Source organism: Sphingomonas sp. G5 (genome assembly GCF_052660795.1).
Genome location: NZ_CP109660.1, coordinates 1,300,898 through 1,326,107, shown reverse-complemented (window position 1 = coordinate 1,326,107; position 25,210 = coordinate 1,300,898). Strand labels below are relative to the sequence as shown.

The window sequence follows — 25,210 nt, the reverse complement described above, 5'->3', positions numbered from 1 at the left end:
CCCCTCGCTTCTTCAGCCGCGACCCGGAGCTCACGCCGCGCACGCGATGCAGCGGCGCGCGAATGGGAGCACCTCGAGCCGGGCGTCGGCGATCGGCTGCTCGCAGTTCTCGCACACGCCGAACGTCCCGGATGCCACTCGCTCGCGCGCCGCGGCGATCTCGGCCTGCTCCGCTTCGGCGCCCCGGCGGAGGGCATCGACCTGGGCCCACTCCCCCGACAGCGTCGAGCCCTCGGGGTCGTGCTCATCGTCGGCCGTGGCATCGGCACGGTCGTGCCGCAGGCTCGCTTCATCGTCGCGCAAGCGCGAGAGGCGGTGCTCCACCTCGCGCTCGCGGTCGTCGAGCATGCGCGTCGCCGTCGTGGCATCCATCCTTCGACGCTAGCCCCCACCGCCGACATGCGGGCTGCGGGAGGATCGGCTCATGAGCGCACTCCGACGACACTGGACCCCCACCGCCGCGGCCTTCCTCGTGCTGGCCCTCGCCGGTCTCGTGGGCACGTGGACCTTCAACGTCTTCGCGATCGTGCAGATGCGGGACTTCTTCGGCGATCTCGTGTCCAGCGGACCGGCGGTGTCGTCGATCACCGTCGACCTGCTCGTCGTCGCGGTCGCGGGGAGCATCTTCGTGATCGTCGAGGGGCGACGGCTCGGCATGCGCTTCGTGTGGCTGTACGTCGTGCTCTCGGGGGTGACCGCTTTCGCGTTCACCTTCCCTCTGTTCCTCGCGATGCGCCAGCGGCGCATCACCGCCCTCGCCGCAGAGGGTCCGGCACGCCTCTCATGAGGCGCACCGGACCCTCAGCCTGGACGTCGCGACGCGAGCGCTCAGCGCGCGGCGAGACCCTGACGCAGGCCCTCGGCCAGCGGGGTGGTGGGGCGACCGATGATGCGCGACAGCGAGCCGTCGGTCGTGCCCAGCGCGCCGCGGGCGATCGCGTCGTCGATCCCGGCCACGAACGCCGCGGTGCCGGCATCCAGTCCCGCCGCCTTCAGCCCCTCCGTCAGTTGCTCGACCGAGACGCGCGTGTAGGTCACCGGTCGGCCGAGCACCTCGGACGCGGCCGCGGCGAGTTCGTCGTAGGTCCATGCGACGTCGCCACCGACCTCGACGGTCCGACCGGCCAGCTCGTCGGTGGTCAGGGCGATCGCCGCCGCTTCGGCATAGTCGCGACGGCTCGCGCTCGCCACGCGGGCATCGCCGGTCGCCGCGACGATCTCGCCGGTGTCTGCTGCACGCGCGACGGTGTCGAGGTAGTTCTCGGTGTACCAGTTGTGGCGCAGGATCGTGGCGCTCACTCCCGAGTCCGCAATGGCCTGCTCGGTGGCCTTGTGGTCGGCGCCGAGGGCGTAATCGACCTCGTCGACGCGCGGAGCGCTGGTGTACACGAGACGCTCGATGCCGGCGGCGCGGACGGCCTCGACGACGGCGCGGTGCTGAGCGACGCGGTCGGCGTCGGTGCCCGAGATGAGCAGCACGCGCGTCACGCCCGCGAGAGCGGGGGCGAAGGTCTCGGGGCGGGCGTAGTCGAGCTCGGCGACGCGGATTCCGCGGGCCGCGAGGTCGTCGACCCGGGCGGGCGTACGCACGCCCGCCACGATGTCGGATGCGGGAACGTCGCGCTCGAGCAGAGCGTCGATGACGAGGCGACCGAGGTGACCGGAAGCGGCGGTGACGAGGAGGGTCATGGTGGAATCCTTTCGATGGGTTCGTGGGGCTCAACGCCCCGTCGACCTCAACATTCCGAAATGCCGGTACCCACTTTGTGGTTAGGTACTCACATGAGCGTCAGTCTTGCGTCGATGCGCGCCGAACACCCCGGAATCTTCGCCGACGGGTGCCCGACCCGCACGGTCCTGGATCACGTGATGGGCAAGTGGGGCATCCTCGTGCTTCTCACGCTCTCGGACGGCACCCAGCGATGGGGAGCTCTGCGGCGCAACATCGACGGGATCAGCGAGAAGATGCTCGCGAGCACGCTGAAGACGCTCGAGGCCGACGGCTTGGTCCTGCGCACCGCCTACCCCGAAGTGCCGCCGCGCGTCGAGTACGCGCTGACCGACCTCGGACACGACCTCATGACGCACGTCATCCCCCTCATGGGCTGGGTGGCCGACAACGCGAACGACATCGTCGGCCCGCGGGAGTGAGCGTGCGCGTTCCCTCTGCCCGCGCCATGCGCGACAGTCTCACCTTCCGCGCCCCGCGCCGTGTGCCCCTGCTCCAGGTTGCCAAGTCGGCCATCGCGATCGTCGCCGCGTGGCTGCTCGCCGGGTGGCTCGTGCAGGGTCCTCCGCCGATTTTCGCCGCCATCGCCGCGCTGCTGGTGGTGCAGCCGAGCATCAATCAGTCCTTCACCCGGGCGGTCGAGCGCAGTGTGGGCGTGATCGTCGGCGTCCTCATCGCGGCTCTGCTCGGTCTGGTTTTCGGGTCGCAGCCCTGGGTGGCGCTGCTCTCCGCCGGGGTGGCGCTCCTGGTGGCATGGGCCGCGCGCATCTCCCCCGGAGCGACCAATCAGATCGCCATCAGCGCCCTGCTCGTGCTCGCCCTGGGCACGGCGACCCCGAACTACGCCCTCGACCGCGTGCTCGAGACCCTCATCGGCGCGGCCATCGGCATCGTCGTGAACGCCGTCCTCGTGCCTCCCGTGCTCGTTCCCCCCGCTCGGACGAAGGTCGACGTCCTCGGTCGCGAACTCGCCGCGGCGCTCGAGCGTCTCGCCGATGCCCTCGAAACTCCGCAGACGCCGGCCTCTCTCGAGGGACTTCTCCTCGAAGCACGCCTTCTCCGTCCGGTTCGGGATGCCGCAGCCGACGCGATCCGCGACGGAGCCGACTCGCTGGCGCTGAACCCCCGCAGCGGCCGACACCGCACCGACCTCGCGGAGATGGATGCACTCGTCGACCGCTTCAGCCCCGTCGTCACGCAGACCATCGGGATGACCCGCGCGGTCTACGACGGCTACGAGCAGACGATCGCCGACGAACCCGCCGTCCGCGCGATCGCCGAGCAGTTGCATCGCGCCGCGCACGACGTGCGACTGGCCTTCGCCCTCGACGCGGGCCCCGAGCGCGCGGTCGACGAGGAGCCGGCCCTCACGCGTCCCCTGCAGATCCGAACGCCGTCGACCGCGCACTGGGTGCTCGTGGGCTCCCTGCTGATGGACCTCCACCGCGTCCACCAGACGCTGCGCGACGAGCACGAGTGACCTCCACCTGGGAACTCTCTCGCTGATCGCGCCCACTCGCCCCCGGGTCGGTCCTCCCCTGGTTGACTGAGGACATGGGTACCGCGATGTTCCCCCTCGGGGCCGTGCTCTTCCCGCACACGCCCCTCGCGTTGCGGATCTTCGAGGAGCGTTATCTCGTCATGCTCGGACGCCTGCTCGATGAGACGGATCCCGCCTTCGGCGTCGTCCTCATCGAGCGTGGCAGCGAGACCGGTGGTGGGGATCAGCGCTTCCCCCTCGGCACGATGGCGCAGCTCAGCCAGGTGGTTCCGCAGGCCGGCCAGATGCAGATCGTCGCGCGGGGAACCGAACGTTTCGAGATCGTCGCGTGGCTCGACGACGACCCCTACCCGAGGGCCGACATACGCGCGCTTCCCGACCTCGAGTGGAACGATGCTCTTCTCCCCCTCCTCGAGGAAGCCGAGCGAATCGTGCGTCGCGTGCTCGGCCGCGCGCAACTGTTCGGCGGAACGCGGTGGGATCCCGAGGTGGAGCTGGCGGAGGAGCCGCTCCCCCGCGCATGGCAGGTCGCGGCGATCGCCCCGCTCGGAGAGCTCGACCAGATGGAGCTGCTGCGGTCGATGACTCTCGGCGGCCTCTTGCGCGCCACGATCGACCTCACCCTCGCGGCCGAGCCGTTGCTCGGCGACCCCGTTCCCGACGGCGTGATCGTCGTCGACGACGAGGGACCGACCGACGAGGACTGAGCCCGCGAACACCCGGAGAGGGCCGGGACGCCACGCGGGGCGAGTGACGCCCCGACCCTCTCGTCAGTTGAGTTCGCGCACCGACGACGGAATGACCCCGTCGCCGTAGAGGTCGATGGCGAGGTCCTGCAGCGCGGTCAGGGCGACGCGCTGCGTGAGCGGGCCGTACGAGATCCGAGCGACGCCGAGCTTCTCGTATTCTCCGGCTGACAGTGCTCCGGGGAAGCCGATGACACTCAACCGCTGGTCTCCGAGCCCCTCGACCAGTCGACGGGTTGTCTCGGCGTCGAGCAGACCGGGAACGAACACCGAGGTCGCTCCGGCGTCGAGGAAGGCGCGGCCGCGCTTCACCGCATCCGCGATCTTGTCGTCGAGTGGACGATCGCCACCCTTGACGAAGACGTCGGTGCGCGCGTTGAGCACGAAGGGGACGCCCTCGGCCTCACCCGCCGCGATCACGGCCTCGACCGCGGCCACCGCCTCATCGAACGGCTTGACCCGGTCCTCGACGTTCGCGCCGACGACGCCCACCCCGATCGCGCGACGCGTCGTCTCGCCCGGGTCGCCGAAGCCGGCGTCGAGGTCGGCCGTCACCGGCACGTCCACCGCGGCGACGATACGCCCCACCATGTCGAGCATCACCTCGAGCGGGATGTTCTCTCCGTCCTCGTACCCGAAGGTCGCGGCGATCGAGTGTCCGGCCGTGGCGAGGGCCCGGGTCTCGGGCAGGGCCGCGATCGCGCGGGCCGAGACGACGTCCCACACGTTCACGACCCGCAGGATCTCGGGGGCGGTGTGCAGCTTCGCAAAGGACTCGGCCCTTTCGCTCAGGGCGCTCATGCCTGTCCCCCCTCCGAACGACCGGCATCGGCCACGATGGCCTCGGCGATGAGCGTCTCACCCGCGCCGAAGCGGATGAACCGCCCCACCGAGGCGGGCTGCACGAGCACCGCGGCGACGACGGCCGCCACGTCCGCACGAGAGACCTCCGCCTTGCCCTGGGGCGCGGTGGTGATGCGGCCGGTGGGCTCGTCCGTCGTGAGCGTCCCGGGACCCAGAATGGTCCAGTCCAGATCGCTGGAGCGGAGATGGTCGTCGGCCGCGAGCTTCGCGTCGGCGTAGGCGAAGAAGGAGTCGTCCGGGTCGATGCCGTGGTCCGGCGTCGAGCCGATCCACGACACCATGACGAAGCGCCGGACGCCGGCCTTCGAGGCCGCGTCGATCGCTCGTTGCGCGGCATCGCGGTCGACCGCGTAGGTGCGCTCGGCGCTGCCGCCGCCCGCTCCCGCCGACCAGACCACCGCGTCGGCTCCCGAGAAGGCCTCGGCCATCTCGTCGACATTGGCCTTCTCGACGTCGAGCACGAGCGGCGTGCCGCCCGCCTTCTCGACGTCGGACGACTGCTCCGTCTTGCGGATGACCGACGTCGCCTCGTCGCCCCGGTCGGCGAGCAGCCGAGCCAGGTGGAGGGCCACCTTGCCGTGCCCTCCGATGATCACGATGCGTTCCATGTCACTGTCCTCCTACTTTGTCGATCGACATCTTCAGGATCACTCGGTCGGCGCTGTCCGGCGGCGCCTCCTGCTGGGCGTTGCCGTAACGCTGTCCGAGGCGGACGTAGAACGCCCCCGTCGGGTCGGGTTCCGCCGCGACGAGGCGCCCGCGCACCTCGATGTACCGGTACGGGCGTTCGGGGTCGAACACCATCAGGCTCATCGAGGGGTTCCGCTGCAGATTGCGGAACTTCTGACGCGTCGTGGTGTGCGTGAAGAGCACATGCTCACCGTCGAACTCGAACCACATCGGGTTGACCTGCACCGTGCCGTCGGGACGGACGGTGCCGAGGCTGCCGTAATTCGCGTTCTCGAGAAGATCGCGCTGGTCGTCGGGGATCATCCGTGTCCTTTCGCCGAGGATCCGCGACCGACCCTACGCACGACCCCCGACATCGCCCGCGGGGTTGACGGCTTCGGCGAGCCGCCCCGACTCAGTCGATGTCGCCGTCCACGTAGACCCAGCGCCCGCCACGCCGGGAGAACCGGCTGCGTTCGCGCACCTCGCCGCGCTCACGGCCGTGCCGCCAGGCGGCGCGGAACGCCACGGTCGCGGCGTCCCCGTCCTCGGACGCATCCTCGATCACGAGCCCCGTCCACTCCGTGCCGTCGTCGACGGTGATGTCGTCGGGGCGGGTGCGCGGATGCCATGACCGGGCGAGGTGCACCGCATCGCCGACCGAGAAGGCGGTGTATCGAGACCGCATCAACCGCTCTGCGCTCGGAGCGGTCGCACCGTCCAGGATCGGTCCACAACACTCGCCGAACGGCGCGCGACCGCACGGACACGTCGCATCCGGTGCCGGACGACGTGAGACGGAGCCGAAGGACATCCGGCCACTCTAGGTCAGCGGGCCACCCCGCGTGCCAGGATCGACAGCGTGACCGATCGCCTCATGCTCCTCGACACCGCCTCGCTCTATTTCCGCGCGTTCTACGGGGTGCCCGACAAGGTCAAGGCGGCCGACGGGTCCTCGGTGAACGCCGTGCGCGGGCTGCTCGACATGATCGCGAAGCTCGCGACGGCTTACGAGCCCTCGCGTCTCGTCGCCTGCTGGGACGACGATTGGCGCCCCGCCTGGCGCGTCGACCTGTTGCCGAGCTACAAGGCCCACCGCGTGGTCGAAGCCGTTCCGGCCGGACCCGACGTCGAGGAGGTGCCCGACCCCCTCGAGGCGCAGATCCCCCTCATCCGCGAGGCATTGGCCGTGCTCGGCATCCCGGTGGTGGGGGCGGCCGAGCACGAGGCCGACGACGTGATCGGAGTCCTCGCCACCCGTTCCGACGTCCCGGTCGACATCGTCACCGGAGACCGCGACCTCTTCCAGCTGGTCGACGACGATCGCGGCATCCGGATCGTCTACACCGCTCGAGGGATGAGCAATCTCGAACTCGTCGACGACGCGGCCGTCTTCGCCAAGTACGGCGTCCACGCGAAGCAATACGCCGACTTCGCCGTGCTGCGCGGCGACCCCTCCGACGGGCTGCCCGGCGTGTCGGGCATCGGAGAGAAGTCCGCGGCGGCGCTGCTCACCGCGTGCGGCGACCTCGATGGCATCCGCGCGGGGGTCCTCGAGGGCACCGCGGGAACACCCGCCCAGCGCGCGAAGATCGCCGCCGCCGCGGACTACCTCGAGGTCGCCCCGACCGTGGTGCGTGTCGCGCGCGAGCTCGACCTCGAGCCCTTCGACGACCGCCTCGGTCCCGTGGACCGGTCCGCCGCCGAAGAACTCGCCGAGCGCTGGAACCTCGGGTCGTCGATGACGAGGGCGCTGGCCGCCCTCCCCGCCTGAGCGGTCTCAGCGACCGCGCTCGAGCCAGGCGCGCAAGCGCTCGAGCGGCCAGGTCGTGACGATCCGGTCGACGGGCACCTGCAGAGCCTCGGCGCGCGCGGCACCGAAGTCCAGCAGCGAGAGCTGACCGGGAGCGTGCGCGTCCGAATCGATCGAGAAGAGGCACCCGGCGTCGATCGCGAGGGCGAGCAGGTCGTCCGGCGGATCCTGCCGCTCGGGCCGCGAGTTGATCTCCACCGCCACCCCCGAGGCCGCGGCCGCGGCGAAAACCTCGCGTGCATCGAACTCCGACGGAGGTCGTGTTCCGCGCGCCCCCTCCACGAGACGGCCGGTCACGTGCCCGAGGACGTCGACCCGCGGGTCGCTCGCCGCCGCGACGAGCCGTTTCGTCATCGGCCCGCGCTCCATGCGCAGTTTCGAATGAACGGATGCCACCACCACATCGAGCGCGCGCAGCAGCTCGTCCTCCTGGTCGAGGGCTCCGTCGTCGAGGATGTCGACCTCGATACCGCTGAGGAGCGTGAACCCGTCGCCCCGATGACCACGGACGATGTCCATCTGCGCGCGGAGCCGCTCGGGCGAGAGTCCGTTCGCGACGGTGAGTCGCGGAGAGTGATCGGTGAGAGCGAGGTACTCGTGACCGAGTCCGCGCGCCGCGTCGATCATGGTCTCGATCGGGGTCAGTCCGTCGGACCATTCGCTGTGGCTGTGCAGGTCGCCCTTCAGCTGCGCCCGCAGCTCCGCGCCTCCGGTGGGGGCGGACTCCGCGCGCAGCGTCGCCAGGCGTTCGGGCACCTCGCCCCTCAGCGCCTGCTGGATGACCGCGAAGGTGGACTCCCCGATGCCCGCGCGGCGACGAAGCGACGGATCCCGCAACTGCGCGTCGCTCAGCCCCTCGATCGCGGCGGCCGCCGTGCGGAACGCCTTCGACTTGTACCGCGAGGACCGCTCCCGCTCGAGCAGGTACGCGATCTCGGTGAGCGCGTCGAGCGGGTCCACGCCTACTCCGCCAGCGCCTTCGAGGCCTCGACCCAGTCGTCGAGCTTCGCCGATGCGCGGCCGTCGTCGATCGCCGCGGCCGCGTCGGCCATGGCCTCACCCAGCCGCTCGAGGATCGGCCGCTGCACCTGCGCGGCATCCTGGAACAGACGGAACGACACGAGCCCCGCCGCCGCGTTCAGCAGCACGATGTCCCGCACGGCCCCGCGGTCGCCGCCGAGCACCCGCCGCACCACGGCGGCGTTGTGATCGGGAGACCCGCCCAGCAGGTCGTCCATGTCGGCGAGAGGGATGCCGAGATCCCGGGGATCCAGATCGTGCTCGTGGACGTCGCCACGGCTGATCTCCCAGACACGGCTGTGCCCGGTGGTGGTCAGCTCGTCGAGACCGTCGTCGCCGCGGAACACCAGGGCGGTCGCCCCGCGCGTGCGGAAGACCCCCGTGATGAGTGGAACGCGGTCGAGGTGCGCGACGCCGACCGCGTTGGCCTCGGCACGCGCGGGATTGCAGAGCGGACCGAGGAAATTGAACACCGTCGGCACACCGAGCTCCGAACGGGTGGCCGCCGCGTGGCGGAAGCCCGGATGAAACGCCGAGGCGAAGGCGAAGGTGATTCCCGTCCGGTCGAGGATCTCGGCGACGTTCTCGGGAGAGAGCGTCAACCCGATGCCCAGCGACGACAACACGTCCGACGAGCCCGAGGCGGAGCTCGCGGCGCGGTTGCCGTGTTTGACGACGGGAACTCCGGATGCCGCGGCCACCACGGCCGCCGTCGTCGAGATGTTCACGGTGCCATAGCGGTCACCGCCCGTACCCACGATGTCGAGGACGTCGGCGCGGACCGGGAGCGGCACCGCTGCTTCGAGGATCGCGTCGCGGAAGCCGACGATCTCCTCGACCGTCTCGCCTTTGGCCCGCAACGCCATGAGGAATCCGCCGAGTTGCGACGGTGTCGCCTCCCCCGCCATGACCTTGCGCATGGCCCAGGTGGACTCCGACACGCTGAGGTCGGTGCCGGCCAGCAGCGACGAGAGGAGATCGGGCCAGGTGAAGCGTTCCGCCATGCCACGATCCTTCCACACGCGTGTCGCGCGGCGGCCCCCGGGACCCGGCGATGAAACAGCCTCCGTACCGGGGCTTATGTGCAGATTCTGAGGCTTCCCTAAGTCTCGACGATGGAATATCGCAGGGTGGGGATGGGAATATCGAGCTCCCGGATCGCGCATAATGGAACGGTGACGACCTCAGCGACGTATTCCCAGGCTGTGCGTGCCGTGAAGCGGCCCGACCCGGTCGCCGTGGGCACCATCGTGTGGCTGGGCAGCGAGGTCATGTTCTTCGCCGGCCTGTTCGCGATCTACTTCACTCTCCGCAGCACGTCGGCCTCTCTGTGGGCCGAAGAGACGCAGCTGCTGAACGTTCCCTTCGCGACCGTCAACACGATCATCCTCGTGCTGTCCTCGGTCACCTGCCAGATGGGCGTCTTCGCCGCGGAGCGGTACCAGCCGTACCGCACCGGCGGACGCACCGGCTTCCTGAAGTGGGGAATGGTGGAGTGGTTCTACCTCACCTTCATCCTCGGCGCGGTGTTCGTGTCGGGTCAGGTGTGGGAGTACGCGACCCTGGTGGCCGAAGGCATGCCCATCAGCGCCAACCCCTACGCCTCGGCCTTCTACATCACCACCGGCTTCCACGCCCTGCACGTGACGGGTGGCCTCATCGCCTTCCTGCTCGTGATCGGTCGTGCATACGCCGTGAAGAACTTCGGTCGGAAAGAGATGACCACCTCGATCGTCGTGTCGTACTACTGGCACTTCGTCGACGTCGTCTGGATCGCCCTGTTCTTCGTCATCTACTTCCTCAAGTAAGAGAGCAGTACTCCACATGGCACGCGAGAAGAAGACTCGTCGGGCGTCCGGGCGTCGTAGCCCCCTGGCCGCCGCCGCGCTCATCGGCATCGGACTCCTCCTGACCGGAGGCGTCTACGCCGGCGCATCGGCCGCGATGGCCGCCACCTCCAGCACCCCCACGAGCGAGGCGAACTCGGCGTCGGCGGTCGAAGAAGGGCAGAAGCTCTTCCAGGCCAACTGCGCCACGTGCCACGGTCTCGACCTGCAGGGCAGCCAGCAGGGTCCGTCCCTCTTCGGCGTCGGAGAACTGTCGGTGCACTTCCAGGTGTCGACCGGTCGTATGCCGCTGCAGGCGCAGGGGCCGCAGGCTCCGGTCAAGCCGGTGCAGTTCACCGAAGAGCAGATCAACGCGATCGCCGCTTACGTGCAGTCCTCTGCGCCCGGCCCCAGCTACCCCAGCGAGGACATCGTCGACGGTCAGGGCGACCTCTCTCACGGCGCCGAGCTGTTCCGTATCAACTGCGCCATGTGCCACAACGTGGCCGGCGCCGGTGGAGCGTTGACCGAGGGCAAGTACGCCCCCGACCTGCACACGGTCTCGCCGGTCAACATCTACGCGGCCATGGTCACCGGCCCGCAGAACATGCCGGTGTTCAACGACCTGAACCTGACCCCCGAAGACAAGCGCGACGTCATCTCGTACCTGATGTACCTGCAGAAGAACGAGTCCCCCGGCGGCTACGCCCTCGGCTCGCTCGGCCCGGTCTCTGAGGGCCTGTTCATCTGGATCTTCGGTATCGGAGCGCTCATCGCCCTGACCGTGTGGATCACGGCGAAGTCCAACTGACCGTCGTCTTCGACATTACGTAAACGCACGAGGAGCACCATGGCACACGAGGACGACGCACTCGAGCACGAGAGGGCTTCCTGGAAGCCCACCTCGGGGCTCGCCGTCGCGGTTCCCGACGCCGTACAGAACCCCGGCCTTCCCGGCCACCGTCAGCGCATGACCGACCAGGACCCGCAGTCGATGAAGCGTGCGGTTCGCACGGTCTACACGCTGTTCTACTTCTCGGTTGCGGCGAGCATCTGGGCGAGCATCGCCTACATGATCTTCCCGATCGAGTCGGGCGCGCTGATCGACATCCGCTACAACAACCTGTTCATCGGGCTCGGCATCGCGTTCGCGCTGCTCGCGATCGGCATCGGCACCATTCACTGGGGCAAGTCGGTCATGTCCGACAAGGAGTACATCGAGGACCGCCACGCCACTCGTGGTCGCGACGAGGTGCGCGAGGGCGCGATCAACGTCTTCGAAGAGGCGAACAAGGACTCCGGCTTCGGTCGTCGCGAGATCATCCGCAACTCGATGTTCGCCGCTCTGGCCGCATCCGTCATCCCCGGCATCACGCTGTTCCGCGGCCTGGCTCCGCAGGACCAGGACCCGGTCAAGCTCCTCAGCCACACCATGTGGAAAGAGGGCATGCGCCTGACGCACGACCCCTCGGGTCGTCCGATCCGCGCGGCTGACGTCACTCTCGGCTCCGCATTCCACGTCATCCCCGAAGAACTCGCGGGACTCGGCCATGACGAGGGCTACCTCGAAGAGAAGGCCAAGGCGATCGTCCTGCTCATGCGCATGCAGCCCGAGCAGCTCAACCCCGAGACCAACAACCTGGACTGGTCGTACGACGGCATCATCGCGTACTCGAAGGTCTGCACCCACGTCGGTTGCCCCGTCGCGCTCTACGAGCAGCAGACCCACCACCTCCTGTGCCCCTGCCACCAGTCGCAGTTCGACGTCGCCAACGGTGCGGCCGTCATCTTCGGCCCGGCCGCCCGTCCCCTGCCGCAGCTCCCCATCACCGTCGACGCCGAGGGCTACCTCGTCGCGCAGAGTGACTTCCACGAGCCCGTCGGCCCCAGCTTCTGGGAGCGCTCATGAGCATCGGTACCCATCCCACCGAGAACGTCACCACCGAACCCGCAGTGCACGCGGGTGCGCCGGCGACGAGCGGACGCGACGGAAAGCCGCTCGGCGGCCGTTTCGTCGGCTCCGTCGCGAACTACATGGACGAGCGCACGAGCATGTCGGGCATCGTCAAGGAGCTCGGCCGCAAGGTCTTCCCCGACCACTGGTCGTTCATGCTCGGCGAGATCGCCCTGTGGAGCTTCGTGGTCGTGCTGCTCTCGGGCACGTTCCTGACGTTCTTCTTCCAGGCGTCCATGGTCGAAACGCACTACAACGGCGCCTACGAGCCCATGCGCGGCATCGCGATGTCGGCCGCCATGGAGTCGGCTCTGCACATCTCGTTCGACCTGCGCGGCGGCCTGCTCGTCCGACAGATCCACCACTGGGCCGCCCTCGTGTTCGTCGCCGGTATCGGCGTCCACATGCTCCGCGTCTTCTTCACCGGTGCGTTCCGCAAGCCCCGCGAGCTCAACTGGGTCGTCGGCTTCATCCTCTTCATCCTCGCGATGGCCGAGGGCTTCACCGGCTACTCGCTCCCCGACGACCTGCTCTCCGGTAACGGTCTGCGCATCATCGACGGAATGATCAAGGGCCTGCCGATCATCGGCACCTGGACGTCGTTCCTGCTCTTCGGCGGCGAGTTCCCCGGTACCGCGATCGTCGGACGCCTGTACACGCTGCACATCCTGCTGCTGCCCGCGATCCTCGTGGCCCTGCTGGCCGTGCACCTCATGCTGATGATCATCAACAAGCACACGCAGTTCGCCGGGCCCGCCCGCACGAACAGCAACGTCGTGGGCTACCCGATGCTCCCGGTGTACGCCTCCAAGATGGGTGGCTTCTTCTTCATCACGTTCGGTGTGATCGTTCTGATCGCCGCGCTGGTGACGATCAACCCCATCTGGAACTACGGTCCGTACGACCCGTCCCCGGTGTCCGCCGGTACGCAGCCCGACTGGTACATCGGCTTCGCCGACGGCATGCTCCGTCTGATCCCGCCGCACCTCGAGTTCGTGCTCTGGGACCACACCTTCTCGTGGAACATCATCATCCCCGTCGGTGTCCTGGGTCTCTTCATCGTTCTCGTGCTGGTGTACCCCTTCATCGAGGCGTGGGTGACCGGCGACAAGCGCGAGCACCACATCGCCCAGCGTCCGCGCAATGCCGCGACGCGCACGGCGATCGGCGCGGCCGGTGTCACGTTCTACGCCGTGATGTGGGCGGCCGCGTCGTCCGACATCATCGCGACGCACTTCCACCTCACCATGGAAGGTGTCATCCACGTCCTGCAGGCCCTGCTGATCCTGGGCCCGATCCTCGCCTACTTCATCGCGAAGCGCGTCTGCATCGCGCTGCAGAAGAAAGACCGCGAGATCGCCCTGCATGGCTACGAGTCCGGCCGCATCGTCCGCCTCCCCGGTGGCGAGTACATCGAGGTCCACCAGCCGGTCGACGAGTACGAGCGCTGGAAGCTGGTCGACAACGAGACGTACGAGCCCCTCGTCGTCCGTCCCAACGCCAACGGTGAGATCCCCTGGTACGAGAACGTCCGTGGTGCGGTTTCGCGCTGGTTCTTCGAGGACCGGCTCGCTCCCCTCACCCAGGCCGAGCTCGACGCCGCGGTCGCTCATCAGCACCACGAACTCGATCACATCGACCACGAGGAGGCCGACGAGATCGCCGGAGCCAACGCTCGCGCCGATGAGGACGGTCGACCCCGCAACGCGGTGGGCGAGCGTGCCGAGGTCGAGATCCCGGCTCCTAAGGGTCTCGAAGAGCGCAACCGCCCGGAGGGCGATAAGAGCGAGTAATCGCCCGTCGACGAAACCCCGGTGCCGAGGCACCGGGGTTTCGCGTTTCCTGCCCGGGACGAACCGTGCTCAGTGCGCGGGGAGCGCGCGTGTCGCGCGACGCCGTCCCAGAGGTCCGCTCCCCCGCCAGCGCCATCTGGCAGGGAAGCGTAGCAGCATGGCATCCGCTGTCTTTCCCCATCCCGTCCGCGCCTCTAGCGTGAGAGCCATGAGCGACGCCCGTGACTACTTCTCTCGCCGTCTCGCCTTCGAGACCGACCCGAGCGACGTCTATGCTGCCCAGAAGTCCGGACACGAGCTGGTACTCGTCGACGTGCGCGGCGACGACGCGTGGGCGCAGGGACGCATCTGCGGGGCCATCCACATGCCCTACCGTGAAATCGCCGAACGCGCTCCACACGAGATCCCGGCGGGCACGCCGGTGGTGGTCTACTGCTGGAGCCCGGGCTGCAATGCCGGCCAGAAGGGTGCGCTCGCTTTCGCGCAGCTCGGGTACGACGTGCGCGAAATGATCGGCGGCTACGAGTACTGGGTTCGCGAGGGCCAGCCCACCGAGAACGACGACGGGCCGTGCGAACGGGTCTTCGACCCGACCGTCATGGTGGTGCGCTCCTGATCCTCGAGTGCGATCAGCCCCGCGGTTAGGCTTGCGACATGCAACATCCTCCTCTCGAGCCGTTCGCCTCCGGATTCGTGGAGCGACCGGACGGTGCCAGGGTGTACTGGGAGACCTCGGGAAACCCCCGGGGGCGGCCGGCCCTGTATCTGCACGGCGGCCCCGGCGGTGGGCTCGGCAAAGGTGGGTACCGGCGCCGCTTTGATCCCGACCTTCATCTCATCATCGGGATCGACCAGCGAGGATGCGGGCGGAGCGAGCCCTGGGCCGCCGATGATCTCGCCAGCCTGCGGCACCAGACGATGGACAACCTGCTCGCGGATATCGAAGCGGTGCGGGTCCACCTCGGCATCGACCGTTGGCTCCTGCACGGGGTGTCATGGGGTTCCACCCTGGCACTCGCGTACGCCCTCGAGCATCCCGACCGCGTCAGCGAGATCGTCAACTTCGCCGTCACCACCGGAGGACGCTGGGAGATCGACTGGATCACCGACGGGATCGCCCCGGTCTTCCCTGAAGCGTACGAGCGCCTCCGCTCGCTTCTGCGTAGGGATGAGCGCACGATCGAGGGATACGCGCGACTTCTCACCGGCCCTGACCCATCCGCGCGTCAGACAGCCGCCGACCAGTGGGACGAGTGGGAAGCGACGCATATGTCCCTCGGGCCCCTCTCAACCCCGGAACCGTTGCACGACGATGAGCGGCACCGGCTGAATTTCGCCACCCTCGTGACCCACTACTGGGCGCGGGACTGCTTCCTCCCCGGCGACACAGCCATCCTCGATCGCGCAGAGCAGCTCGCGGACATCCCCGGTGTCCTTATCCACGGGCGGCGCGACATCAGCGGGCCGTCGCTGACCGCGTGGAAGCTGCACCGCGCCTGGCCGGGCTCTCGCCTCGAGATCGTCGAGGAAGACGGCCACGGCGGTCCGCGGAGCGCCCAGCTGGCTCAGGATGCGATGGACGAGTTCGCCCGGGCATCGCGCTGAACGCAGATCACGAACCCTGGAGCCGAGCCGAATGCGCGGTCGAGAAACGGATCAGGCGGTCTCGACGTCTTCGGCGAACCAACGGGCGGCGGAGCCGAAGAACACCGGATCGCTGCTCACCGTCTGATCGTCGTCGATGACGTCGCACACGACGACGGTGACGTTGTCACGCGTACCAGCTTCGAGTGCCAAAGCCACGGCAGCGGCCGCAGCCGAGCGCGGGTCTGATGACTCAGCGACAAGGCGAGCGACGTCAGCCTCCGGCACGTAGTCGGTCAAGCCATCGCTGCAGAGGACCCAACGATCTCCGGCTACCGGCGGACGTTCAGCGACGGAAACGACATCTCCCTCGGCACCACCGAGAGAGGCGGTGATGATATTACGCCGCGGGTGTGCCTGAGCTGCCTCGGGGGGAATGATGCCGTGGTCGACGAGCGCCTGAACGTACGAGTCGTCACGCGTCTCGCGTGTGAACTCGCCGTCGCGGAGCAGATAGGCCCGCGAGTCTCCGGTGTGAGCGAGCAGGAGCTCACCGCTCACGCTGAGGAAGATGCCAGTGAACGTCGTCGCCATGCCCTGCAGCGCAGGATCGCGCTCGACGTGGGCACGGATGTCCCAGTTCGCTTCGCGGATGCGGACGAGCAGGCCGTCGGCATCCATTCCACCACCTCGCGTCGCCACGAGACGGTGCAGAAGAGCGGCGGAGGCAAGGTCCCCGGAGGGCCCTCCCCCGACGCCATCGGCCACCGCCGCACCCCAGGACGCCGCGAAGGCGGCGTCCTGATTGGTGGGACGGTGGGAGCCGGCGTCGGAGACGGCGGCCGCGTTCAGCCGAATGGGCACGGGGTCAGCGCGCGAAGTACCCGCGGTAGTACTCGTACACCCAGCCGACGATGGCGATGACGAACACCGCGAAGCCGACGGGGACGAGCCAGCTGCCGACCGCGAGACCGATCACCGCGATGGCGGCGGAGGCCGCGAGCACGATGGGCCACCACGACCACGGGCTGAACTCGCCCATCTCGGGGTCGCCGTCGTCGATGTCAGCCGTCAGGGTGTCTTCGGGCAGGTCACCGCGCTGCGCCTTCATGACGCGCGAGATGTAGAACGCAATCATCGACGACATGAGGCCGAGGAAGACGAGCGCGACACTGCCGACCCACTCGACGCCACCGTGCTGGAGGAGGCTCCAGACGGTGTAAACGGCGGCGATCAGGAAACCGAAGACGGCCAGCAGCCACCAGAGTCCAACGTTGGTACGCATTCTTACTTGACCTCTCCGGCCGCGGAGTCGACCACGGGCGCCTCGGGTGCATCCTTCGCGGGCCCCACACCGACCGGGATACCGGCCTCGGGGTGGTTCAGGTCGAAGGCAGGGCGCTCGCTACGGATGCGAGGAATCGAGGTGAAGTTGTGACGCGGGGGCGGGCACGAGGTGGCCCACTCCAGCGACGCTCCGTACCCCCACGGGTCGTCGACCGTGACGCGCGGTGCCTTGCGGGCGGTGATCCAGACGTTCAGGAGGAACGGAATCATCGAGGCGCCGAGGATCATCGAGCCCACGGTGGAGAGCTGGTTCTCCCAGGTCCACCCGTCGGCGGCTGCGTAGTCGGCGTAGCGGCGGACCATGCCGTCGACGCCCAGCCAGTGCTGGATGAGGAAGGTCATGTGGAAGCCGATGAACAGCATCCAGAAGTGCACCATGCCGAGACGCTCGTTGAGCATCTTGCCCGTCCACTTGGGCCACCAGAAGTAGAAGCCGGCGAACATCGCGAACACCACGGTGCCGAACACGACGTAGTGGAAGTGCGCTACGACGAAGTAGGAGTCGGAGAGGTGGAAGTCGAGGGGGGGCGAGGCGAGGATGACGCCGGTCAGACCACCGAACACGAACGACACGAGGAAGCCGAGGGCGAAGACCATGGGGGTCTCGAACGTGACCGAGCCCCGCCACAGCGTTCCGATCCAGTTGAAGATCTTCACGCCGGTCGGAACGGCGATCAGCATCGTCATGAGGGCGAAGAACGGAAGCAGCACACCGCCGGTGACGTACATGTGGTGCGCCCACACCGCGACGGACAGGGCCGCGATCGCAATGGTCGCGTACACGAGCGTCTTGTAACCGAAGATCGGCTTTCGGCTGAAGACGGGGAAGATCTCGGACACGATGCCGAAGAACGGCAGCGCGATGATGTAGACCTCGGGGTGACCGAAGAACCAGAAGAGGTGCTGCCAGAGGAGCACGCCACCGTTCTCGGGGCTGTAGATGTGCGCGCCGAGCACGCGGTCGGCAGCGGCGGCGAAGATCGCGGCGGCCAACACGGGGAACGCGAGCAGGATCAGGATGCTCGTGATCAGCGTGTTCCACGAGAAGATCGGCATGCGCCACATGGTCATACCGGGTGCACGCATGGTGAGCACCGTGGTGATGAAGTTGACCGCGCCGAGGATCGTGCCGAAACCGCTGATGCCGAGACCGAGCATCCAGAGGTTTCCGCCTACGCCCGGAGAGAAGCTGGCGTTGGCGAGCGGCTGGTAGGCGAACCATCCGAACCCGGCCGCACCCTGCGGGGTGAGGAAGCCGGAGACGGCGATGGTCGAGCCGAAGAGGAACAGCCAGAACGCGAACGCGTTCAAGCGCGGGAAGGCCACGTCGGGCGCACCGATCTGCAGCGGCAGCAGCGCGTTGGCGAACCCCGCGAACAGCGGCGTCGCGAACATGAGCAGCATGATCGTGCCGTGCATCGTGAACAGCTGGTTGTACTGCTCTTTGGTGGGGATGATCTGCATGCCGGGCTCGAACAGCTCGGCGCGGATGATCAACGCCATGACGCCACCGAGCATGAAGAACATGACGGAGGCGATCAGGTACATGTACCCGATGGTCTTGTGGTCGGTGGAGGTGATCCACTTGACGACCAGATTGCCCTTCTGCTCCACACGCGTGGTGCTGAGCAGTGCGGCTTGACGCGGCGGGAGAGTCGTCGGGCGCGAGGGGCCCGTCCCCTGGAGCGGAAGCGTCGTGGCCATGATCACTCGTTCCCTTCGGTACCGGCCGTCGTCAGGTTCTGAAGACGCGACAGGTCGCTGATGTCGCCCACGTCGCCGGCACGGCGCAGCGAGTCGAGGTAGGTGTTGTACTCGTCTTCGCTGACGACCTTGACGTTGAAGAGCATGGCGGAGTGGTACTCACCGCAGAGCTCCGCGCACTTGCCCTCGTAGGTGCCTTCACGGGTGGGCGTGAAAGACCACTCGTTGTCGCGACCGATGTACATGTCTTTTTTGTAGAGGAAGTCGATGATCCAGAACGAGTGGATGACGTCGCGCGAGCGGAGGTCGATCTTCACGGTCTTGTTCACCGGCAGGTAGAGGGTCGGGACGTCCTGGAGGTCGTAGCCGTCGGACGTGGCCTTGGCCTGCACACCCATGGAGTACACGGCGTCGGAATTGTCTTCCTTGGTGCCGTTGTACTGGAAATCCCACGCCCACTGCTTGCCGTAGGCGGTGATGGAGACGTCGGGGTTCTCGTACTGCGTCTCGAGCGTGTTCTGGTCGCGCGCCGTGAAGGCGAAGAATCCCACGACGAGGATCAGCGGCACGACGGTGTAGAAGATCTCGACCGGCATGTTGTAGCGCAGCTGCACCGGGAGACCGGACTGGCCCTTGCGGCGGCGATACGCGATGACCGACCACAGCATGAGGCCCCAGGTGATGACACCCACGGCGAGGAGCACGATCCACGAGTTGACCCAGAGCCCTGCGACCATGTCGGTGTGGTTCGTCGCGGCCGGGCCGTCATCGACGAAGCCGGGCAGGAAGCCGTGAAGCTGAGTGGTGGTGCAGCCGGAGAGGACCGCGACGGATGCGATCCCGAGGGGAAGCGCTGCCCAGCGAAGGCGACGTTTGGAGGGCACAATGCACCTTTCCGGGTCGTGGATGTTGCTCTGACAGTCTAGAGCAACCTCTCACCGTTCTCAGGCCATTCGTCCAGTGCCGAGACATCGAAAGCCCCCGGTTTCCACGGGGTGATCCGGGGTTCCGGGGGCTCTCGATTCGACGCCGGAGAACGGCGTCGGGGTGTCAGTGGAAGCTGTCTCCACAGGCGCAGGATCCCTGCGCGTTGGGGTTGTCGATCGTGAAACCCTGCTCCGAGATCGTGTCCTTGAAGTCGATGTTGGCGCCGTCGAGGTACGGGACGCTCATGTCGTCGACGATGACCTCGACGCCGTCGAAGTCGACGACCTTGTCGCCGTCGAGGTACCGCTCGTCGAAGTACAGCTGGTAGATGAGGCCGGAGCAGCCGCCGGGCTGAACCGCGACGCGCAGGCGCAGGTCGTCGCGACCCTCCTGCGAGAGCAGGCTCTTCACCTTGTCGGAGGCGGCCGCGGTCAGGCCGACGCCGTGCTCGCGGGTCTCGGCGGAGGACGACAGTGTGGTGTCGGTCATGGCGATGCCCTTCGGGTTGTTCGGTCGCGGGGACGAGACGAGTCTACGCCCGTCCCGCCCCCGCGGCCTCGATCACTGCCCGCGCGCGTTGAGGCGGGCGAGCAGCAGGGCCTCGGAGACCAGCGCGTTACGAAACGTCTCGAGGTGCAGCGACTCGTTCGGGCTGTGCGCGCGGGCGTGGGGGTCTTCGACACCGGTCACGAGGATCTGCGCCTCGGGGAACTCGCGCACGAGATCGGAGATGAACGGGATGGAGCCGCCGATACCGACGTCCACCGAGTCGACGCCATAGCCCTCGGCGAACGACGCACGCGCCTCCTCCACGGCCCAGCCGGTCGTGTCGACGAGGAAGGAGTCACCGCAGTCGACGTCGGTGAACTCGAGCTGCGCCCCGAACGGGGCGTGGGCGCGCAGATGCGCCTCGACGGCGGCGAAGGCGTCCTGGGCGTTCTGTCCGGGAGCCACACGCGCGCTGATCACGACGCTGGTCTGCGGAGAGAGGGTGTTGGATGCCGCCTCGACGGGCGTGGCATCCCATCCGGTGATCGTGATGGAAGGCTTGTTCCAGATACGACTGAGGATCGAGTCGCGGCCGATCGGGCTCACACCCTCGAGGAGGCCGGACTCCGCGCGAAGCGTGGCCTCGTCGTAGACGGGGGTCTCGGCGTCGCGCACCGCGAGGCCATCGACCGCGACGGCACCGTCGTCGTCCCACAGGGTCGCGAGCAGCTTGACCGTGGCCAGCATGGCATCCGGGACCGCTCCGCCCATCATCCCGGAGTGGGAGGCATGCTCGAGGGTGCGGACGGTGAGGGTGAATCGGGCGTTGCCCCGCAGCGAGACCGTCAGACCGGGAGTGCGCTCGTCCCAGTTGCCGGAGTCGGCCACGACGATGACGTCGGAGCGCAGCACGTCGGCGTTGTCGGCGAGGAACTGCCCGAACGAGCGGGAGCCGTACTCCTCCTCCCCCTCGATGAAGACGGCGATGCCAAGGTCGAGGTCGTCGCCGAGCACCTCGGAGACAGCGCGGATCGCACCGACGTGCGCCATGACGCCGGCCTTGTCGTCGGCGGCGCCGCGCCCGTAGAGACGCCCGTCGCGGACGGTGGGCTCGAAGGGCGGGGAGTCCCAGAGCGCCTCGTCTCCGGGAGGCTGCACGTCGTGGTGCGCGTACAGCAGCACGGTCGGGCGCCCGTTGCGGGCCGCGCGCGTGGCGAGGACGGCGGGCTGGCCGGTCTCGTCTGTTCCGGGGATCGCGGCGCGCTTCACCTCGACCGAATCGAAGACGCCGGTGCCCTCGAGGAGGGCGGCCACGGCATCCGCGCTCTTGACGAGCGCGGACTGGTCGAAGGCCGGCCACGCGATGGAGGGGATGCGCACGAGGGAGCCGAGATCGGCGAGGGCGGAGGGGATGCCGGCGTCCGCTGCTTTTTGCACAGCGTCCTGCCGGGACAGGTCGAGGGTCATGCGGGTAATCTTAAATCTCCCGATCAGCGAAGCACCGAGGTTTCCCGTGGCCAAGTCCCCCGCCCCCGCCCCCAACGACACCCCCGTCGAGCCGACGGAGCTCGGTTCGGGCAAGGGGCGTGCAACCCCGTCGCGCGCCGAGCAGGAGGCCGCTCGTAAGCGTCCGCTGGTGCCCGACACCAAAGAGGCCAAGGCCCGCGCCCGCGCCGAGCTCGCCGCTCAACGCGAGAAGGCACGCATCGGCATGGCCGCCGGCGAAGAGAAGTACCTGCCCGCCCGCGACCGCGGCCCGCAGCGTCGCTTCGCCCGCGATTTCGTCGACGCCGGCTGGCACCTCGGCGAGGGCGTCATGCCCTTCATGATCGTGGTGATCGTGGCGACGCTGATTCCCGTCTCGTTCTTCCAGTACTGGTCGTTCGTGGCGCTGTGGATCTTCATCCTCTTCGTCGTCGGCGACATGATCATCACGTCGATCCGCATCAAGCGCGCCGCGAAAGAGAAGTTCGGCGAGAGCCGCCTCGAGAAGGGCCTGGGCTGGTACGCCGCCATGCGCACCGTGCAGATGCGCTTCATGCGCCTGCCCAAGGCACAGGTCAAGCGCGGGCAGTACCCCGTCTGACCGGTTCCGACGTTATCGAGCGGCACGCCTTCGGGCGTGCCGCTTCTCTTTCACCCCGGTGGAGTGCTCACGACGCGCCGCGCGACCCGCGAGCGGGGGCTGCTCTGGACACTCGGACGGCGCCAGGCGCGCCGCAGGGCGGCAGACGTCGCGAGATCGCCGCCGCCGGGCGTGGCGACGCCCCCGGCGCGGGCAACCGACGCGTGCGGCACCGTGACCTGCGCGACCCACGCGTGGTCGGCTGCACGACGCGCGGCCGCCGCTTTCAGCGTCCGCGCGCGAGACCGCGGTTGATCTGCCGGGCCCACAGCGGGCCCCGGTAGAGGAAACCGGTGTACCCCTGTACGAGCGTGGCTCCGGCGGCGAGCCGCTCGCGCACATCGTCGGCTGTCTCCACTCCCCCTGCCGAGATCACGACGAACTCCTCGGGCACGACGTCGCGCACGAGGTGCAGCACCTGCAGAGCTCGCGCTTTCAGCGGCGCACCCGACAGACCGCCGGCCCCCATCGCCTCGACCGCCTTTGCGTCGGTGGCCAGGTGCGACCGGGCGATCGTGGTGTTCGTTGCGATGATGCCCGCGAGCCCGGCATCGACGGCAAGGCGCGCAATGTCCTGCACCTCGGGGTCATCGAGATCCGGGGCGATCTTCACGAGCAGGGGCGTGTCGCCCGCGGCATCCCGAACCTCCGTCAGCAGGGGACGCAGCGTCTCGACCGCCTGCAGACCGCGAAGACCGGGCGTGTTGGGCGAGGAGACGTTGACGACGAGGTAGTCGGCGAGAGGGGCCAGTAGCAGGGCACTGCGGACGTAATCGGTCGTGGCGTCCTCGACGGCGACCACGCGACTCTTTCCGATGTTGACGCCGATCACCGGGCGCCGACGCGAGCGACGCACACGTCGCAGTTTCGCGGCGGCCGCGGCGGCTCCGTCGTTGTTGAACCCCATGCGGTTGATGACCGCCCGGTCGGCGACGAGACGGAACAGGCGGGGCTTGGGATTGCCCGGCTGTGGAAGGGCGGTGACCGTCCCGACCTCGACGTGGCCGAAGCCGAGGGCGCCGAGACCGCTGACCATCGTGACGTTCTTGTCGAAACCCGCGGCCACGCCGAACGGCGAGTCGAATTCGAGACCGAGCGCGTGGACCTTCTGCGTGCGCCCGGGTGCCGTGAGGCGGCGCATGAGGGATGCCACCGGCTCCACGCCCGCGACACGGATCACGAGAGCGCCGAGATGATGCGCGAACTCGGGGTCGAAGCGGGTCAGGACCGTGCGGAAGAGGAGGGGATACATCCCCGCCAGATTACTGGACCGTGTCGCCTTCGCCGATCCGTCCCGCAGACCGCTCGGCGTGATCGGCGCGCAGCTGAGCGATCGCGGCGTCGAAGTCGTCGAGCGAATCGAAGGCCTGGTAGACGCTCGCGAAGCGAAGGTAGGCGACCTCGTCGAGCTCACGAAGGGGGCCGAGGATCGACAAGCCGATCTCGTTCGCCTCGATCTGCGAGGACCCGGTCTGGCGGATGTTCTCTTCCACCTGCTGGGCGAGCACCGCGAGGTCGCCATCGGTCACCGGTCGCCCCTGACAGGCTTTGCGGACGCCCGACATGACCTTCTCGCGACTGAACGGCTCCACGACGCCGGATCGCTTGATGACGTTCAAGCTCGCGGTCTCGACCGTCGAGAAGCGCCCGCCGCATTTCGGACACTGGCGCCGCCGGCGGATGCTCAGACCGTCGTCGCTCGTGCGCGAATCGATGACGCGGGAGTCCGGGTTGCGGCAGAAGGGGCAGTGCATGACGCCGCCAGACTACGCGTCGAAACGGGCGGTAACGGCCTCACCGTGCGCGGGCAGCGCCTCCGCGTCAGCGAGGGTCACGATGGCATCGCGCACACGCGCGAGCGCATCGCGGTCGTACTCGACGACCTGCTGGGGGCGCAGGAAGGTCGCCGCCGACAGTCCGGAGCCGTAGCGCGCCTGTCCCCCGGTCGGCAGCACGTGGTTGCTGCCCGCCAGGTAGTCGCCGAGGCTGACCGGGGTGTAAGGGCCGACGAACACGGCACCCGCATTCACGAAATCCTCCGGACGCGGATCGGAGAGGTGCAGCTCGAGGTGCTCGGGTGCGTAGGCGTTGCTGAACGCGGTGGCCTGCGCGAGGTCGTCTACCAGCACGACGGCCGACTGGGGACCATGGAACGCCGCCGTGACGCGCTCCGTGTGGCGCGTCGCGGCGACACGCTCGGGGAGGGCAGCGCGGACAGCCTCGGCCAGGTCGGCGGAAGCGGTGACCAGCACCGCGGAAGCCTGTTCGTCGTGCTCGGCCTGGCTGATCAGGTCAGCGGCGATGAGGGCGGGGATCGCGCTGTCGTCGGCGACGACGAGGATCTCGGTCGCTCCGGCTTCGGAGTCGGTGCCCACCCGACCCGCGACGGCGCGCTTGGCCGAGGCGACGAAATTGTTGCCGGGTCCGGTCACGACGTCGACCGGGTCGAGCCCGATTTCGCCGACGCCGTACGCGAAGGCGCCGATGGCCCCGGCGCCGCCCATGGCGTAGACCTCGGTGACGCCCAGCAACTTCGCCGCGGCGAGGATGACGGGGTGGACGCGACCGCCGAACGCCGCCTGTGGCGGGGAGGCGAGGGCCACATCGCGCACTCCGGCCACCTGAGCGGGCACGACGTTCATGACGACGCTGGAGGGGTAGACGGCCTTGCCGCCCGGAACGTAGAGGCCCACACGGCGCACCGGTTGCCAGCGCTGCGTGACGCGGGCTCCCGCGCCGAGCTGGGTGACGACGGGGGCGGGCACCTGCGCCGCGGAAGCTGCGCGCACGCGCACGATCGCCTCATCGAGAGCGGCACGGATGCCGGGATCGAGATCGCGCAGGGCCTCGTCGAGGTGGTCGGCGGGCACACGCAGGGCGTGATCGCTGACCCGGTCGAAACGCGCAGCCTGCTCGCGGAGTGCTTCTTCACCGCGCCGCGCGACGTCGTCGACGAGCCGAGCGGCGGTGGCGAGGGCCTCGTCGCGCGCGGCGTCGGCGCGCGGGACGACGGCGAGAAGCTCGGCCGGCGAGAGCACGCGGCCGCGGAGATCGATCGTGCGAAGCATGTATCCCAGGCTACCGGCGCCCGCGAGCCGCCTCGCGCGAGGCGGGTGGCT

General features: G+C 68.5%; 29 protein-coding genes. 12 read left to right on the top strand and 17 right to left on the bottom strand.

Going from position 1 to position 25,210, the window contains the following annotated elements; translation table 11 throughout:
• Positions 1-30: 30 nt before the first annotated feature.
• The gene (locus tag NE358_RS06395) at positions 31-372 is read right to left on the bottom strand and encodes a TraR/DksA family transcriptional regulator (protein WP_103210754.1); all 342 of its coding nucleotides are present in this window, start codon (positions 370-372) and stop codon (positions 31-33) included.
• 52 nt (positions 373-424) lie between these two features.
• On the opposite strand from NE358_RS06395, the gene NE358_RS06390 reads away from it, so the two are divergent.
• Entirely contained in the window at positions 425-787 is a 363-nt protein-coding gene (locus tag NE358_RS06390) for a DUF2834 domain-containing protein (RefSeq protein WP_103210752.1), read from the top strand.
• Between the two features lie 41 nt (positions 788-828).
• Here NE358_RS06390 and NE358_RS06385 read toward each other — a convergent pair whose 3' ends face one another.
• Positions 829-1,689 (bottom strand): SDR family oxidoreductase, encoded by an 861-nt coding sequence (locus tag NE358_RS06385; protein ID WP_103210749.1) that lies wholly within the window; start codon positions 1,687-1,689, stop codon positions 829-831.
• Between the two features lie 93 nt (positions 1,690-1,782).
• Between NE358_RS06385 and NE358_RS06380 the strand changes: the two genes are divergently transcribed.
• The 3 genes from NE358_RS06380 to NE358_RS06370 all read left to right on the top strand — a co-directional run bounded on the left by NE358_RS06380 (position 1,783) and on the right by NE358_RS06370 (position 3,937).
• Positions 1,783-2,151, top strand: a complete 369-nt coding sequence (locus NE358_RS06380) for a winged helix-turn-helix transcriptional regulator (protein WP_103210747.1) — start codon at positions 1,783-1,785, stop codon at positions 2,149-2,151.
• 2 nt (positions 2,152-2,153) lie between these two features.
• Positions 2,154-3,209, top strand: a complete 1,056-nt coding sequence (locus NE358_RS06375; protein ID WP_307723121.1) for an FUSC family protein — start codon at positions 2,154-2,156, stop codon at positions 3,207-3,209.
• Positions 3,210-3,283: 74 nt separating this feature from the next.
• On the top strand, positions 3,284-3,937 hold the full coding sequence (locus NE358_RS06370) for an LON peptidase substrate-binding domain-containing protein (RefSeq protein ID WP_103210745.1): 654 nt from the start codon (positions 3,284-3,286) through the stop codon (positions 3,935-3,937).
• Positions 3,938-4,000: 63 nt separating this feature from the next.
• On the opposite strand, the gene NE358_RS06365 is transcribed toward NE358_RS06370, so the two are convergent.
• The 4 genes from NE358_RS06365 to NE358_RS06350 form a co-directional block, all read right to left on the bottom strand.
• Positions 4,001-4,777, bottom strand: coding sequence for an isocitrate lyase/PEP mutase family protein (locus tag NE358_RS06365; RefSeq protein WP_103210743.1), 777 nt, complete (start codon positions 4,775-4,777; stop codon positions 4,001-4,003).
• Complete coding sequence (locus tag NE358_RS06360; RefSeq protein WP_289942402.1) at positions 4,774-5,448, bottom strand: SDR family oxidoreductase; 675 nt, start codon at positions 5,446-5,448, stop codon at positions 4,774-4,776. Before NE358_RS06360 ends, NE358_RS06365 begins: the two co-directional genes overlap by 4 nt.
• A 1-nt stretch (position 5,449) precedes the next feature.
• Positions 5,450-5,833 carry a PPOX class F420-dependent oxidoreductase gene (locus NE358_RS06355; protein ID WP_103210739.1) on the bottom strand — a complete coding sequence of 128 codons (384 nt, stop codon included), beginning with the start codon at positions 5,831-5,833 and terminating at the stop codon, positions 5,450-5,452.
• Between the two features lie 91 nt (positions 5,834-5,924).
• Positions 5,925-6,323 (bottom strand): YchJ family protein, encoded by a 399-nt coding sequence (locus tag NE358_RS06350; protein ID WP_141375760.1) that lies wholly within the window; start codon positions 6,321-6,323, stop codon positions 5,925-5,927.
• Between the two features lie 48 nt (positions 6,324-6,371).
• On the opposite strand from NE358_RS06350, the gene NE358_RS06345 reads away from it, so the two are divergent.
• Positions 6,372-7,283 carry a 5'-3' exonuclease gene (locus tag NE358_RS06345; protein ID WP_289942401.1) on the top strand — a complete coding sequence of 304 codons (912 nt, stop codon included), beginning with the start codon at positions 6,372-6,374 and terminating at the stop codon, positions 7,281-7,283.
• Between the two features lie 6 nt (positions 7,284-7,289).
• Here NE358_RS06345 and NE358_RS06340 read toward each other — a convergent pair whose 3' ends face one another.
• Both NE358_RS06340 and trpD read right to left on the bottom strand, forming a co-directional pair.
• Positions 7,290-8,282: a PHP domain-containing protein gene (locus tag NE358_RS06340; protein ID WP_289942400.1), complete on the bottom strand. Its 993-nt coding sequence runs from the start codon at positions 8,280-8,282 to the stop codon at positions 7,290-7,292.
• A 2-nt stretch (positions 8,283-8,284) separates the two neighbouring features.
• Positions 8,285-9,346, bottom strand: coding sequence for an anthranilate phosphoribosyltransferase (trpD, locus tag NE358_RS06335; RefSeq protein WP_289942399.1), 1,062 nt, complete (start codon positions 9,344-9,346; stop codon positions 8,285-8,287).
• Between the two features lie 171 nt (positions 9,347-9,517).
• Between trpD and ctaE the strand changes: the two genes are divergently transcribed.
• The 6 genes from ctaE (at position 9,518) to NE358_RS06305 (ending at position 15,520) form a co-directional block, all read left to right on the top strand.
• Positions 9,518-10,150, top strand: a complete 633-nt coding sequence (gene ctaE, locus NE358_RS06330; protein ID WP_499318411.1) for an aa3-type cytochrome oxidase subunit III — start codon at positions 9,518-9,520, stop codon at positions 10,148-10,150.
• A 16-nt stretch (positions 10,151-10,166) separates the two neighbouring features.
• Positions 10,167-10,979 carry a cytochrome bc1 complex diheme cytochrome c subunit gene (gene qcrC / locus NE358_RS06325; RefSeq protein ID WP_103210724.1) on the top strand — a complete coding sequence of 271 codons (813 nt, stop codon included), beginning with the start codon at positions 10,167-10,169 and terminating at the stop codon, positions 10,977-10,979.
• A 39-nt stretch (positions 10,980-11,018) separates the two neighbouring features.
• A complete protein-coding gene (gene qcrA / locus NE358_RS06320; protein ID WP_141375753.1) occupies positions 11,019-12,077 on the top strand; it encodes a cytochrome bc1 complex Rieske iron-sulfur subunit in 1,059 nt (352 codons plus the stop codon).
• On the top strand, positions 12,074-13,915 hold the full coding sequence (gene qcrB, locus NE358_RS06315; protein WP_103210719.1) for a cytochrome bc1 complex cytochrome b subunit: 1,842 nt from the start codon (positions 12,074-12,076) through the stop codon (positions 13,913-13,915). The genes qcrA and qcrB overlap by 4 nt, the downstream gene beginning before the upstream one ends.
• Positions 13,916-14,123: 208 nt before the next feature.
• Positions 14,124-14,531, top strand: coding sequence for a rhodanese-like domain-containing protein (locus NE358_RS06310; protein ID WP_289942398.1), 408 nt, complete (start codon positions 14,124-14,126; stop codon positions 14,529-14,531).
• 38 nt (positions 14,532-14,569) lie between these two features.
• Positions 14,570-15,520 (top strand): alpha/beta fold hydrolase, encoded by a 951-nt coding sequence (locus NE358_RS06305; RefSeq protein ID WP_289942397.1) that lies wholly within the window; start codon positions 14,570-14,572, stop codon positions 15,518-15,520.
• Between the two features lie 51 nt (positions 15,521-15,571).
• Here the strand turns inward: NE358_RS06305 and NE358_RS06300 are convergent, their stop codons facing one another.
• From NE358_RS06300 to NE358_RS06275, 6 genes are all read right to left on the bottom strand, one after another.
• Positions 15,572-16,363, bottom strand: a complete 792-nt coding sequence (locus tag NE358_RS06300) for a PP2C family protein-serine/threonine phosphatase (protein ID WP_103210712.1) — start codon at positions 16,361-16,363, stop codon at positions 15,572-15,574.
• Between the two features lie 4 nt (positions 16,364-16,367).
• Positions 16,368-16,784 (bottom strand): cytochrome c oxidase subunit 4, encoded by a 417-nt coding sequence (locus NE358_RS06295; protein ID WP_103210709.1) that lies wholly within the window; start codon positions 16,782-16,784, stop codon positions 16,368-16,370.
• Between the two features lie 2 nt (positions 16,785-16,786).
• Complete coding sequence (gene ctaD / locus NE358_RS06290) at positions 16,787-18,550, bottom strand: aa3-type cytochrome oxidase subunit I (protein ID WP_056227796.1); 1,764 nt, start codon at positions 18,548-18,550, stop codon at positions 16,787-16,789.
• A 2-nt stretch (positions 18,551-18,552) separates the two neighbouring features.
• Positions 18,553-19,434 (bottom strand): aa3-type cytochrome oxidase subunit II, encoded by an 882-nt coding sequence (gene ctaC / locus NE358_RS06285; protein WP_103210707.1) that lies wholly within the window; start codon positions 19,432-19,434, stop codon positions 18,553-18,555.
• A 166-nt stretch (positions 19,435-19,600) separates the two neighbouring features.
• Entirely contained in the window at positions 19,601-19,966 is a 366-nt protein-coding gene (gene erpA, locus NE358_RS06280) for an iron-sulfur cluster insertion protein ErpA (protein WP_056227791.1), read from the bottom strand.
• Between the two features lie 72 nt (positions 19,967-20,038).
• Positions 20,039-21,433, bottom strand: a complete 1,395-nt coding sequence (locus NE358_RS06275) for a dipeptidase (RefSeq protein ID WP_116238318.1) — start codon at positions 21,431-21,433, stop codon at positions 20,039-20,041.
• A 46-nt stretch (positions 21,434-21,479) separates the two neighbouring features.
• Between NE358_RS06275 and NE358_RS06270 the strand changes: the two genes are divergently transcribed.
• Positions 21,480-22,052, top strand: coding sequence for a DUF3043 domain-containing protein (locus NE358_RS06270; RefSeq protein WP_289942396.1), 573 nt, complete (start codon positions 21,480-21,482; stop codon positions 22,050-22,052).
• Positions 22,053-22,317: 265 nt separating this feature from the next.
• Here the strand turns inward: NE358_RS06270 and NE358_RS06265 are convergent, their stop codons facing one another.
• From NE358_RS06265 to hisD, 3 genes are read right to left on the bottom strand one after another with little or no spacing between them, the layout of a single operon-like run.
• A complete protein-coding gene (locus tag NE358_RS06265) occupies positions 22,318-23,343 on the bottom strand; it encodes a quinone-dependent dihydroorotate dehydrogenase (RefSeq protein WP_289942395.1) in 1,026 nt (341 codons plus the stop codon).
• Between the two features lie 10 nt (positions 23,344-23,353).
• Entirely contained in the window at positions 23,354-23,845 is a 492-nt protein-coding gene (gene nrdR, locus NE358_RS06260) for a transcriptional regulator NrdR (RefSeq protein ID WP_103210699.1), read from the bottom strand.
• 12 nt (positions 23,846-23,857) lie between these two features.
• Positions 23,858-25,159 (bottom strand): histidinol dehydrogenase, encoded by a 1,302-nt coding sequence (gene hisD / locus NE358_RS06255; RefSeq protein WP_289942394.1) that lies wholly within the window; start codon positions 25,157-25,159, stop codon positions 23,858-23,860.
• Positions 25,160-25,210: the final 51 nt, after the last annotated feature.

Bases quoted from the DNA above. Each gene is read 5' to 3' on its own strand.
- NE358_RS06395 (WP_103210754.1), bottom strand. From the start codon at position 372: ATGGATGCCACGACGGCGACGCGCATGCTCGACGACCGCGAGCGCGAG.
- NE358_RS06390 (WP_103210752.1), top strand. From the start codon at position 425: ATGAGCGCACTCCGACGACACTGGACCCCCACCGCCGCGGCCTTCCTC.
- NE358_RS06385 (WP_103210749.1), bottom strand. From the start codon at position 1,689: ATGACCCTCCTCGTCACCGCCGCTTCCGGTCACCTCGGTCGCCTCGTC.
- NE358_RS06380 (WP_103210747.1), top strand. From the start codon at position 1,783: ATGAGCGTCAGTCTTGCGTCGATGCGCGCCGAACACCCCGGAATCTTC.
- NE358_RS06370 (WP_103210745.1), top strand. From the start codon at position 3,284: ATGGGTACCGCGATGTTCCCCCTCGGGGCCGTGCTCTTCCCGCACACG.
- NE358_RS06365 (WP_103210743.1), bottom strand. From the start codon at position 4,777: ATGAGCGCCCTGAGCGAAAGGGCCGAGTCCTTTGCGAAGCTGCACACC.
- NE358_RS06360 (WP_289942402.1), bottom strand. From the start codon at position 5,448: ATGGAACGCATCGTGATCATCGGAGGGCACGGCAAGGTGGCCCTCCAC.
- NE358_RS06355 (WP_103210739.1), bottom strand. From the start codon at position 5,833: ATGATCCCCGACGACCAGCGCGATCTTCTCGAGAACGCGAATTACGGC.
- NE358_RS06350 (WP_141375760.1), bottom strand. From the start codon at position 6,323: ATGTCCTTCGGCTCCGTCTCACGTCGTCCGGCACCGGATGCGACGTGT.
- trpD (WP_289942399.1), bottom strand. From the start codon at position 9,346: ATGGCGGAACGCTTCACCTGGCCCGATCTCCTCTCGTCGCTGCTGGCC.
- qcrC (WP_103210724.1), top strand. From the start codon at position 10,167: ATGGCACGCGAGAAGAAGACTCGTCGGGCGTCCGGGCGTCGTAGCCCC.
- qcrA (WP_141375753.1), top strand. From the start codon at position 11,019: ATGGCACACGAGGACGACGCACTCGAGCACGAGAGGGCTTCCTGGAAG.
- qcrB (WP_103210719.1), top strand. From the start codon at position 12,074: ATGAGCATCGGTACCCATCCCACCGAGAACGTCACCACCGAACCCGCA.
- NE358_RS06310 (WP_289942398.1), top strand. From the start codon at position 14,124: ATGAGCGACGCCCGTGACTACTTCTCTCGCCGTCTCGCCTTCGAGACC.
- NE358_RS06305 (WP_289942397.1), top strand. From the start codon at position 14,570: ATGCAACATCCTCCTCTCGAGCCGTTCGCCTCCGGATTCGTGGAGCGA.
- NE358_RS06295 (WP_103210709.1), bottom strand. From the start codon at position 16,784: ATGCGTACCAACGTTGGACTCTGGTGGCTGCTGGCCGTCTTCGGTTTC.
- ctaD (WP_056227796.1), bottom strand. From the start codon at position 18,550: ATGGCCACGACGCTTCCGCTCCAGGGGACGGGCCCCTCGCGCCCGACG.
- erpA (WP_056227791.1), bottom strand. From the start codon at position 19,966: ATGACCGACACCACACTGTCGTCCTCCGCCGAGACCCGCGAGCACGGC.
- NE358_RS06275 (WP_116238318.1), bottom strand. From the start codon at position 21,433: ATGACCCTCGACCTGTCCCGGCAGGACGCTGTGCAAAAAGCAGCGGAC.
- NE358_RS06265 (WP_289942395.1), bottom strand. From the start codon at position 23,343: ATGTATCCCCTCCTCTTCCGCACGGTCCTGACCCGCTTCGACCCCGAG.
- nrdR (WP_103210699.1), bottom strand. From the start codon at position 23,845: ATGCACTGCCCCTTCTGCCGCAACCCGGACTCCCGCGTCATCGATTCG.
- hisD (WP_289942394.1), bottom strand. From the start codon at position 25,159: ATGCTTCGCACGATCGATCTCCGCGGCCGCGTGCTCTCGCCGGCCGAG.